Source organism: Streptococcus sp. HF-100, from assembly GCF_015594635.1.
Taxonomy (GTDB): Bacteria; Bacillota; Bacilli; order Lactobacillales; family Streptococcaceae; genus Streptococcus; species Streptococcus vaginalis.
In genome coordinates this window covers 403036-414477 of sequence record NZ_JADNQV010000001.1, presented here as the reverse complement: position 1 = coordinate 414477, position 11442 = coordinate 403036, and the positions used below count along the sequence as shown (strand labels likewise).

Here is an 11442-nt window from a genome sequence, read left to right as displayed (position 1 = left end):
AATGGTCGAATCCTATAGTAAAAATGCTAATCACAATATGCGTCGTCCCGTTGTCAAAGAAGAAATCGTCGATTTTATGCGGACACGGCAAAAGCAAGTTTCGGGCTCTTTAAAAGAGCTCGAAACTTTTGCTCATGCAGAAAATATTCCCATTATTCCTCATGAAACAGTTGCTTATTTTCGTTTTCTATTAGAAACTTTACAGCCAGAAAAGATTTTGGAAATTGGAACAGCCATTGGCTTTTCAGCTCTTTTAATGGCAGAACATGCACCGCAGGCTCAAATCACAACGATTGATCGCAATCCAGAAATGATTGCTCTTGCCAAAGCAAACTTTTCTAAGTTTGATAAGCGCAGGCAAATTACATTGCTGGAAGGAGACGCAATGGATATTCTTCCTCATTTGAAAGATTGCTATGACTTTGTCTTTATGGACTCTGCTAAGTCCAAATACGTTGTCTTTCTGCCAGAAGTTCTGAAGCGCCTTTCTTCAGGAGGAATTATCATCATAGATGATGTTTTTCAAGGTGGAGATGTCACAAAGGAGATGAGTGAAGTGCGTCGAGGTCAACGAACGATTTATCGAGGGTTGCACCAATTATTTGATAAAACACTAGATCAACCTGACTTGACTGCAACTTTGTTGCCTCTTGGTGACGGCATTCTAATGATTAGAAAAGAATGAGATTCTTAATATTTTCCTAAACTTTCACAGTTTTTAGGAAAATTTAAGATATTAAATCTATTTTATGGTACAATAAGAAAGTGAATTAAAAAAAGGAGTTTTCATAATGAAGAAAAAAATTCTAGCAGGAGCTATTACGCTTTTGTCAGTTGTAACATTAGCGGCATGCTCGCAAGCTGGTGGTAAAGATATTATCACGATGAAAGGAAATACAATCACTGTCAATGATTTCTATAACAAAGTGAAAAATAATGCAGCCGCTCAACAAGTACTTCTCAATATGACCATTCAAGAAGTTTTTGAAAAGAGCTATGGTAAACATGTTACAGAAAAAGAAGTCAATGAAACGTTCAATAAGAGTAAGAGCACTTACGGAACTGCTTTCCAACAAGTATTGGCAAGAGCAGGATTGACGGAAGATACTTATCGTGAACAAATCAGAACCAATAAATTGGTCGAATATGCTGTCAAAAAAGCAGCTGAAAAAGAATTGACAGATGCAAATTATAAAAAAGCATACGAATCTTATACACCAGAAGTGACTGCTCAAATCATCAAAGTTGACAGTCAAGACAAGGCAAAGGAAGTGCTGGAGAAAGCAAAAGCCGAAGGTGCTGATTTCGGACAAATTGCCAAAGAAAATTCTACAGATAAGAAGACAAAAGATAAGGGTGGCGAAGTGAAGTTTGACTCGGCTTCAACAGATGTTCCAGATGCTGTTAAAAAGGCTGCTTTTGCTCTTGAAGCAAACGGTATTTCGGATGTTATCACCGTCAAATCATCAACTTATTCTTCAAGTTATTATATTGTGAAACTAAATAGTAAGTCTGAAAAATCAGCGAATTGGAAAGACTACAAGAAACAACTGAAAAATGTTATCTTGACACAAAAGCAAAATGATCGAACCTTTATCCAAAAAATTGTTGCCAAAGAATTACAAGCAGCCAATATTAAAGTGAAAGATCAAGCTTTCCAAAGTCTATTCTCACAATATGTCAAGTCAGATAGCAAATCAACATCTAGTTCGTCATCTTCATCAAAATAAGTTGACGAAAAGCTCATAAGTGAGTATAATAGGACTATTGAGAATTGATTTTTGACCTCTTAGCCCAGAGAATTGGCGGTGCTGCAAGCCATGTAAGAACAAAAATCATGCTACTCAAAGAAAAAAATTGCATACATAATGAGAATGACAAGTTCATTGAATGAAGGTGGTACCGCGGTTTTTCGCCCTTCGTCTAGTGGACTTGTCTTTTTGCGAGGGATCGTCATGAAGACCTATCTTGTAAAACAAAAATTTCGCTTTGGTGGTGAGAAGTTTGACATCAAAGACGATCGTGGAAACATTGATTATCAAGTAGAGGGGAGCTTTTTAAAAATTCCCAAAACCTTTACGATTTATGATGACAAGGGTGAAGTGGTCAGCCAAATTCAAAAGACTGTGCTAACAGTCTTACCTCAATTTGAAATTCAATTGCGCAATGGTTTGAGTTTTTATATCCGTAAAAAATTCACTTTTTTACGAGATAAATATGAATTTGACAACTTAGGTCTGCGCATCGAGGGGAATATCTGGGATTTAGAATTTCGTCTGCTGGATGCGCAGGGACAAGTGATTGCAGAGATTTCAAAAGAACTCTTGCACCTGATGTCCACTTATCAAGTTGTAGTTTATGAAGATGCCTATGCGGATTTAGTGATTTCATTGTGTGTGGCTATTGACTATGTAGAAGCTCTTGAAAGTAGTTCTTAAAACTCACATGGGCAATAGAAAAATCAGTTAGAGAAATGTTTTAAGGAGAAGAAAATGAAACAATTATCAAGTGCTCAAGTACGCCAAATGTGGCTAGATTTTTGGGCTTCAAAAGGTCATGCTGTCGAACCGTCTGTTAGTCTAGTACCAGTCAATGACCCGACCCTACTCTGGATTAACTCTGGCGTAGCAACATTAAAGAAATATTTCGACGGGACCATTATTCCAGAAAATCCACGGATTACCAATGCGCAGAAAGCGATTCGGACGAATGACATTGAAAATGTCGGAAAAACAGCACGTCATCATACTATGTTTGAAATGCTGGGGAATTTTTCTATTGGTGATTATTTCCGTGATGAAGCGATTGAATGGGCTTTTGAGCTCCTGACTAGTCCTGAGTGGTTTGATTTTCCAAAAGACAAGCTCTACATGACTTACTATCCAGATGATCATGATTCTTATAATCGTTGGATTTCAGTTGGTGTCGATCCAAGTCATTTGATTCCAATTGAAGACAATTTCTGGGAAATTGGTGCAGGACCTTCTGGACCAGATACAGAAATCTTCTTTGACCGTGGGGAAGCATTTGACCCTGAACATCAAGGAATTCGTTTGCTTGCAGAAGATATTGAAAATGATCGTTATATTGAAATTTGGAATATTGTTTTGTCCCAATTCAATGCTGATCCAGCTGTTCCAAGAAGTGAATACAAGGAGCTGCCTCACAAAAATATTGATACGGGTGCAGGTCTAGAGCGTCTTGTAGCTGTTATTCAAGGGGCAAAAACTAATTTTGAAACAGACCTCTTTATGCCGATTATTCGTGAAGTAGAGAAGTTATCCGGTAAGAATTACAATCCAGACGGTGACAATATGAGTTTCAAGGTCATTGCAGACCATATCCGCTCTCTGTCATTTGCTATTGGCGATGGTGCGCTTCCAGGAAATGAAGGACGTGGCTATGTTCTGCGTCGCTTGCTCCGTCGTGCTTCGATGCATGGTCAAAAATTAGGAATCAATGAGCCTTTCCTTTACAAACTTGTTCCAACTGTCGGAAAAATTATGGAAAGCTATTATCCAGAAGTGCTTGAAAAGCAAGATTTTATCGAAAAAATCATCAAAAGTGAAGAAGAGTCCTTTGCTCGCACGCTTCATTCCGGTCAACACTTTGCACAAAGCATTGTAGAAGAGTTAAAGGAAAAAGGACAGTCTGTTATTTCAGGAACGGATGTCTTTAAACTGTATGATACCTATGGTTTCCCAGTAGAATTGACCGAAGAAATTGCCGAAGAAGCTGGTATGACAGTAGACCGCGAAGGCTTTGAAGCTGCTATGAAAGAGCAGCAAGAACGCGCACGGGCTAGTGTTGTTAAAGGTGGATCTATGGGCATGCAAAATGAAACCTTGCAAAACATTACAGCTGAAAGCCACTTTAACTATGAAAAAGAGGCTTTATCTGCGAAGTTGGTTGCGATTGTGGCAGATGATAAAGAAGTAGAAGAAGTGACTTCTGGTAAGGCTTACCTCGTTTTTGCAGAAACGCCATTTTATGCTGAAATGGGCGGACAAGTAGCAGACCACGGACAAATCTTTGACCTTGCAGGCAATCTCGTTGCACAAGTCGTAGATGTTCAAAAAGCGCCAAACGGACAACCGCTCCATACGGTAGAAGTGGTAGCACCACTCGCATTAAACCAAGAGTATAAGCTTGAAATTGACCACAATCGTCGTCACCGTGTTATGAAGAATCACACAGCAACACACTTGCTTCATGCGGCTCTTCACAATGTTTTAGGCAAACACGCAACGCAAGCAGGCTCTCTCAATGAAGTAGAATTTCTTCGCTTTGACTTCACTCATTTCCAAGCAGTTACAGCAGAAGAACTACGTCGTATTGAGCAAGAAGTCAATGAAAAAATCTGGGAAGCGATTGACATCAAAACGATTGAAACAGACATTGATACGGCTAAAGAAATGGGAGCAATGGCTCTCTTTGGTGAAAAATATGGCAAAGAAGTTCGTGTGGTGACAATTGGAGATTACTCTATTGAGCTGTGTGGTGGTACTCACATGAAGAATACTTCTGAAATTGGTCTTTTCAAGATTGTCAAAGAAGAAGGAATCGGCTCAGGAACTCGTCGTATCCTCGCTGTGACGAGCAAAGAAGCATTTGAAGCTTACCGTGAGGAAGAAGATGCTTTGAAAGCTATTGCAACGACACTGAAAGTCCCACAAATGAAAGAAGTTTCGCGTAAGGTTGAAGCCTTGCAAGAACAACTTCGCCAATTGCAAAAAGAAAATGCTGAACTGAAAGAAAAAGCAGCAGCAGCTGCTTCAGGTGAAGTCTTCAAGAATGTTCAGGAAGCTAATGGACACAGCTTTATTGCCAGCCAAGTTTCTGTATCTGATGCGGGTGCTCTACGCACTTTTGCAGACACTTGGAAACAAAAAGACTATTCAGACGTTCTTGTCCTTGTGGCAGCCATTGGTGAGAAAGTGAATGTCCTTGTGGCTAGCAAGACAAAAGATATTCATGCTGGCAATTTAATCAAGGAACTTGCTCCAATCGTAAATGGTCGTGGTGGTGGTAAACCAGACATGGCTATGGCTGGAGGAAGCAACCAAGCAGCTATTCAAGAATTACTTACAGCTGTTCCTGAAAAAGTATAATGTCATATACTTTAAGTGAGATAGATCTGTGCTTGTCTCTACAAGGATTTCAAAAAATGAAATCTAAGAGAGTTGCATAAAAATCATACAAAAAACGAACAGTTTCGATATTCTGTTAGTCAGAACATCGGAATTATTCGTTTTTTTATTTGTACGATTAAGTTCTGGCGTTTTATAAATCCAAAAATAGCTTTCATATTTTTGATAGTTACAATTTTATAAAAATATGGTAAAATAGTTTTGGAGATAAAACGCTTTCATACAGCTAATTATGTTGCGATAAAAAGACAAATATTGCCAGTTAGCGTATGATTTTTTGTAAAAACTCACAAATTTATGACAAAGGAGATGATGTCGTTCAGTAGTACAGTTTAAGGTAACGGAAACATGCTTTTTAAAGAGAGAAAGGAGATTCTTATGGGACTCATTAAAGCAGGAATTGGTGCCGTAGGCGGCGTATTGGCTGACCAATGGAAAGAATTCTTTTACTGTGATGCCATGGACAAGTCCGTCATGGTGGTCAAAGGACAAAAGCAAGTATCTGGACGTTCATCTAATACGAAGGGCAGCGACAACATTATTTCGAATGGTTCTGGAATTGCTGTTGCAGACGGTCAGTGTATGATGATTGTTGAGCAGGGAAAAATTGTCGAAGTTTGTGCTGAGCCCGGTCAATTCACTTACGACACCTCTAGCGAGCCGAGCATTTTTACAGGTAATTTAGGTGATTCCATTAAGGAGACCTTCAAACAAATCGGAAAACGGTTCACTTATGGTGGTGATACAGGCAAAGATCAGCGTGTTTATTATTTCAATACAAAAGAGCTGATTGATAATAAGTTTGGCACTCCAAATCCGATTCCGTTTCGTGTGGTGGATTCAAAAATCGGCTTAGATGTGGATGTTTCTGTCCGTTGTTCTGGTGTTTATTCTTATAAGATTGCAGACCCACTTCTTTTCTATACCAATGTCTGTGGCAATGTTGAAAAAGAATATTTGCGTGAAGAATTAGAATCACAGCTAAAAACCGAATTTATCAGTGCCCTCCAACCAGCTTTCGCTGCATTATCTGATCTAGAATTGCGGCCAAATCAAATCGTTAGCCATAATACAGAACTCGAAAATGCTATGAATGAAGCACTCTCTAGCAAATGGGGCGAGCTTCGTGGTTTGAAAGTCATCAGTGTAGCTCTTGGTTCAGTAACTCTTCCAGACGAAGATGCTGAAATGATTAAGCAGGCTCAACGTGTGGCTATTATGAAGGACCCAACCATGGCAGCGGCTACCTTAGTCGGTGCACAGGCAGATGCTATGAAAGCAGCGGCTGAAAATCCAGGCGGTGCGATGACTGGCTTTATGGGAGTAGGAATGGCAGCGGGCGCAGGCGGTATGAATGCCCAAAATCTTTTTGCGATGGGACAAGAGCAGGCCGCTAGTCAGCAAACGCCAACAGCGAGTGCAGCCTCTCAAACCCAAACTACTACGGATAAATGGACTTGTCCAAATGGACATGAAGCTTCAGGTAAATTCTGTCCTGAATGCGGTTCACCAAAACCTGTGAGTGACAGCTGGACTTGTACTTGCGGCGCTGTAAATAAAGGTAAATTCTGTTCAAACTGTGGAAAACCTAAGCCAGAACCCCAACGTCAATACCGTTGCAGCAATTGTGGCTGGCAACCAGAAGATGCTTATAATCCACCTAAATTCTGCCCAGAATGTGGCAATGTATTTGATGAAAATGACCTTGTTTAAAACTTTTCTAACTATCTCATAGCTCGATGACAGTAGAAAGGAGGTCATCATGGCTGATTTACAAGAATATAAATGTCCAAATTGTGGTGGTGCTCTTGAATTTAATAGTTCAATCCAGAAAATGAAGTGCCCTTATTGTGATTCCGAATTGGATATGTCAAGTTTGAAGGAATTGGATGAACAATTAAAAACCCAGACTGATGAAAATATGACCTGGAGCACGCAGGCTGGTGGTGAATGGGATACGGGCGAGATTGATCAGCTATCAGTTTATGTCTGTAAATCTTGTGGTGGTGAAATTGTTGCTGACGAGTCAACAGCAGCCACTTCGTGTCCATTCTGCGATAATCCTGTTGTTATGATGGGACGCTTTGCTGGTGATTTAAAGCCAGATTATGTGATTCCATTCAAATTAGATAAAAAGGCAGCAAAGGCGAATCTGAACAAGCATCTCATGGGGAAACGCCTCTTGCCAAAAGTTTTTAAAGACCAAAATCATATTGATGAAGTAAAGGGGGTTTATGTTCCGTTCTGGCTTTTTGACACAGAAGCAGATGCGGATGTTCATTATAAAGCAAGCAGGATTAGAACATGGAGTGATAGTGAGTATGACTATACCGAAACAAGCTATTTTTCAGTTATTCGTTCCGGTCAGTTAGCGTTTGAACATATCCCGGTAGACGGTTCAAGTAAATTGGATGATCAATTAATGGAATCCATTGAACCCTTTGATTTTTCAGAAGCTGTTGATTTTCAGACAGCTTACCTAGCAGGATACCTAGCAGATAAATATGATGTCGGAGCCGAGGAGAGCATTACTCATGCTAACAGCCGTGTCAAGCAAAGCACGGAGGAAGCCTTTGAAGATACAGTTACGGGGTTTTCTACCGTTACCCCAGAATCTTCGAATATTCGCTTGATAAATGGTTCAACTAAGTATGTTCTCTATCCAGTTTGGCTCTTAAATACGACTTGGAAGGGCAAAAAGTTTGTCTTTGCGATGAATGGTCAGACTGGTAAATTCGTCGGAGATTTGCCCTTAGACAAGCAAGCTTATAGACGTTGGCTAATTGGACTGGGCGTGGCAGCAAGTTTAGTTAGTTATGCGGCTGTATGGATGATTCACTTACTGTAAGAAGGGAGGATGAGATTATGTTGAAGAAATTCATAACATTACTGACAACTCTTCTTCTCTCCTTTCTCATGATTGGGACTGTCTGTGCAGAAGAAACCAGCTATATTCGTGATGAAGTCTCAGCCTTTTCAAGCAAGGAAATAACAGAGATTAACAAAGCGGCTAAAGCTATTGAAGAACAATATCATTTTAAAGTTTACTTTTTAGCAGCAAAATCAGTAGGTGAAGATGGTATTTTGTCTTATGCTGAAAAGGTTTATCAAGAATCTGCAGGCACAGCTGAAGGTATTCTCCTTGCTGTTGATAAAGAAAAAAATGAATGGATCCTATATTATGCCGGAAACGCTAAAGAAAAGCTAGGAGCAAAGAGTGACGACATACTTTGGAAAGCTTTTGAGAGTGGGAAAAATATTTATAGCGGTGTTCGGTATTATCTCAATAAAGTAACCAAATTGCTCAATGCATCGGCCAATCCATTACTGGTAGATGAAGCGGACTTGCTGAAGCCGGATCAAGAAAAAACCTTGTTAGCAAAGCTCAAAGATGTTAGCAAACGCCAAAAATGCGATGTCGTTGTCGTGACCGTTAAGAGTCTGGAAGGAAAAAGTGCTCAAGACTTCGCAGATGACTACTTCGACTACAATGGCTACGGTCAAGGAAAAAATCATGATGGGTTGCTTTTCTTAATCAGTATGGCAGAACGGAAGTGGCATATTTCAACGACAGGCTACGGCATCACTGCTTTTACCGATGCTGGCTTAGACTACCTATCAAAGCAGTTCTTGCCTGATTTAAAAGATGGTGACTACAATGCTGCTTTTACAACCTACGCTGAGCAGTGTGATGAATTCCTCACTCAAGCACGAAAAGGGCAGCCTTATGATGTAAAAAATCTCCCTAAGGAGCCTTTAAGTTGGTACTGGATTCCTGGAGCATTGGCTATTGGCTTTGGTCTCGCCTTTCTCATTGTAACAGGAATGAAAGGTCAGCTCAAATCTGTCTATCATCAAACCGGAGCCACTGATTACATCAAGAAAAATAGTCTCCAGATTACCAATGCTCAAGAATTCTTCCTCTACTCAAATGTAGATAAGAAAGTAAAACCGGAGCCTAGCAGCTCCAGTGATTCTGGGGGTAGTAGCACACATACATCTTCATCAGACAGAAGTCACGGGGGCAGTGGTGGAAGTTTTTAGATGGATAATAGTGGAAGTTAAAAAAGGTCAGGATATTTATGCTGGCCTTTTTATTACACTTCATTTTACAACGGGGCGAATTTTAAAATTTTTAAACGATGTTGTCCACAATAATTTTATTTCTAGGAAAATTCAACGAAAAATTGAAAACGCTATCATTTTGCGGTATAATTATTTTAGGTAATTTATTGAATCTTATAATAAAACATATGAGAGGTACTGCAATGTTATCAATAAAAAATATTAGTAAGACATACGGTGAAAAGAATGTTTTGAAAGATATATCATGCTCACTCTCAGAAGGGGTCTATGGACTATTAGGAGCAAATGGATCTGGTAAGAGTACTCTGTTAAATATTATTTGTAAAGTTATTTCATCTGATTCAGGAGAAGTACTATGGGATAATAAACCCATAGTTACAGAGGAGTTTTATGCTTTATTAGGCTATTTACCACAAAATTTCACATACTATCCCGAGTTTACAGGTTATGAATTTATGAAATATTTGTCTTATTTAAAAGGAGTACCGCATCGCGAAATGAACGAGCAAGTTAGGAGCCTCTTGAGAATAGTTGGTTTATCAGAAGTAAAGGATAAAAAAATTTCAACTTATTCAGGTGGTATGAAACAGAGACTAGGGATTGCTCAAGCGCTCATTAATGATCCTAAGATTCTTGTTTTGGATGAACCGACAGTCGGTTTAGATCCACAAGAGCGCGTGAAATTTAGGAATCTTATCAGTTCTCTTTCTACGAATAAGATAGTTATATTATCTACGCATATCGTTTCAGATATTGAAAGTATAGCTAAGTATATATTGCTATTAAAAGATGGAGAATTTAGAGAAGTGGGAAGTCCTCAGGAACTTATTTCTTTGGTAAAAAATAAAGTATGGGAAATACCCCATGCAGAAACAGAGGATTTAAATATTTATAATGACTATACTATCGTAAATCAAAGAGTAAGTTCTAACGGCACAGTGCTAAGAATTATCAGTGACCAAAAGCCGACTATCAATGCTATAAAAATGGAGCCAAGTCTGGAAGATTTATACTTATATTATTTTAGGAAAGGATAAGTAAAATGTTATTGTTTGAAATAAAGAAATTGTTGAAAAAGACAAGTAGTTATGCTGGGTTAGTGGTAGCTGTACTTATCCTAGCTGGTCTGCTCTATGGCATTTTTCTAAACGGTCAACTTAGTGGATATTCCACCGATAAAATACGAGGAAGAGATTCCATTGCTTTAAATACAGAAATTGCAAATAAATATGCAGGTTCTTTATCCGATGATAAAATTGAATCGATTATTACGCAATCTGTAGAGAATAATGCTAAAAATACGAAATCAGGCTTTTTTGATATATTTTCATGGTATGTCTCAAAAGAATTTATACTTAATAATTCTTCTTATGACCGTGAATTGGAGAATTACAAAAAAAATGGAAGTTTCGACATTAAAAATGTGAAGTTAAAAAAAGTTGACGACTTAGGCCTAACGGTACCTTTGGATTCTATTAAATTAGGAAATTTTGCATCATGGAATCAGCTTTTTCAACTGTTGAGTGCGACTTTTATGTTAATTGGAATATTACTTATCTATATTTTATCTCCTGTATTTTCAGGAGATAAAATGAATGGGATTCTTCCGCTATTATTGACAACTAAATTTGGTAGGACTAAATTAACTTACTCCAAGGTAGGAGCAACGTTTTTAATTTTTTTGTCAAGCTTCATTTTAATTCATGGGCTTATATTTGCATTTTTTGCTTACTATTTTGGCCTAAGTGGTTGGGATACGAGTATTCAAATGAATTTTTATTGGAATTTGTATAGCTTACCTCTCTCATTGAATTTTATTCAATTGTATCTAGTTGTTCTAGTATATCATTTTATTGCTTTACTACTCGTAAGTTCGACAACGTCCTTTATCTCTTATTTCACTAAAAGTACATTTACAACTCTATCATTATCACTGGGCGTATTCTTTTTACCACAGTTATTGTTGCAGATATTCAAAGGTGGAATTGTAAATAAGCTATTAACTTTTTGTCCTATATCAAATATTAATACTGAGTCAATGTTACTTAAATTATCGGATTCAGAAACATTTCTTTTTTCAAATTTTTATTTAAATTTTTTCCTGATATTATCTTTGATGATATTTCTAACTATATTGTTTAATGCTATCATTATCAAAAAACAAAAAATACGGATTAATCTGTGAGGTGACGAAGATAATGAAACT

General features: G+C 38.2%; 9 protein-coding genes. All 9 read left to right on the top strand.

The features are described 5' to 3' along the window. Position 1 precedes the first annotated feature (1 nt). The 9 genes from IYQ23_RS01935 to IYQ23_RS01895 all read left to right on the top strand — a co-directional run bounded on the left by IYQ23_RS01935 (position 2) and on the right by IYQ23_RS01895 (position 11421). Positions 2–685 (top strand): O-methyltransferase, encoded by a 684-nt coding sequence (locus IYQ23_RS01935; RefSeq protein ID WP_195673914.1) that lies wholly within the window; start codon positions 2–4, stop codon positions 683–685. A 106-nt stretch (positions 686–791) separates the two neighbouring features. Then, complete coding sequence (prsA, locus tag IYQ23_RS01930; RefSeq protein ID WP_195673913.1) at positions 792–1730, top strand: peptidylprolyl isomerase PrsA; 939 nt, start codon at positions 792–794, stop codon at positions 1728–1730. A gap of 138 nt (positions 1731–1868) precedes the next feature. Continuing rightward, entirely contained in the window at positions 1869–2438 is a 570-nt protein-coding gene (locus tag IYQ23_RS01925; protein WP_195673912.1) for an LURP-one-related/scramblase family protein, read from the top strand. 54 nt (positions 2439–2492) lie between these two features. Then, positions 2493–5111 (top strand): alanine--tRNA ligase, encoded by a 2619-nt coding sequence (gene alaS, locus IYQ23_RS01920; RefSeq protein WP_195673911.1) that lies wholly within the window; start codon positions 2493–2495, stop codon positions 5109–5111. Between the two features lie 417 nt (positions 5112–5528). Beyond that, complete coding sequence (locus IYQ23_RS01915; protein WP_195673910.1) at positions 5529–6863, top strand: SPFH domain-containing protein; 1335 nt, start codon at positions 5529–5531, stop codon at positions 6861–6863. A 49-nt stretch (positions 6864–6912) separates the two neighbouring features. Then, positions 6913–7998, top strand: coding sequence for a zinc finger domain, LSD1 subclass (locus tag IYQ23_RS01910; RefSeq protein ID WP_049517320.1), 1086 nt, complete (start codon positions 6913–6915; stop codon positions 7996–7998). Between the two features lie 17 nt (positions 7999–8015). Next, entirely contained in the window at positions 8016–9194 is a 1179-nt protein-coding gene (locus IYQ23_RS01905; protein WP_174721203.1) for a TPM domain-containing protein, read from the top strand. Positions 9195–9418: 224 nt separating this feature from the next. Next, the gene (locus IYQ23_RS01900) at positions 9419–10273 is read left to right on the top strand and encodes an ABC transporter ATP-binding protein (RefSeq protein WP_195673952.1); all 855 of its coding nucleotides are present in this window, start codon (positions 9419–9421) and stop codon (positions 10271–10273) included. 5 nt (positions 10274–10278) lie between these two features. Then, a complete protein-coding gene (locus tag IYQ23_RS01895; protein WP_070668177.1) occupies positions 10279–11421 on the top strand; it encodes an ABC transporter permease subunit in 1143 nt (380 codons plus the stop codon). Positions 11422–11442 lie beyond the last annotated feature (21 nt).

Coding starts and splice junctions, on each gene's coding strand:
- IYQ23_RS01935 (WP_195673914.1), top strand. CDS start 2: ATGGTCGAATCCTATAGTAAAAATGCTAATCACAATATGCGTCGTCCC.
- prsA (WP_195673913.1), top strand. CDS start 792: ATGAAGAAAAAAATTCTAGCAGGAGCTATTACGCTTTTGTCAGTTGTA.
- IYQ23_RS01925 (WP_195673912.1), top strand. CDS start 1,869: ATGAGAATGACAAGTTCATTGAATGAAGGTGGTACCGCGGTTTTTCGC.
- alaS (WP_195673911.1), top strand. CDS start 2,493: ATGAAACAATTATCAAGTGCTCAAGTACGCCAAATGTGGCTAGATTTT.
- IYQ23_RS01915 (WP_195673910.1), top strand. CDS start 5,529: ATGGGACTCATTAAAGCAGGAATTGGTGCCGTAGGCGGCGTATTGGCT.
- IYQ23_RS01910 (WP_049517320.1), top strand. CDS start 6,913: ATGGCTGATTTACAAGAATATAAATGTCCAAATTGTGGTGGTGCTCTT.
- IYQ23_RS01905 (WP_174721203.1), top strand. CDS start 8,016: ATGTTGAAGAAATTCATAACATTACTGACAACTCTTCTTCTCTCCTTT.
- IYQ23_RS01900 (WP_195673952.1), top strand. CDS start 9,419: ATGTTATCAATAAAAAATATTAGTAAGACATACGGTGAAAAGAATGTT.
- IYQ23_RS01895 (WP_070668177.1), top strand. CDS start 10,279: ATGTTATTGTTTGAAATAAAGAAATTGTTGAAAAAGACAAGTAGTTAT.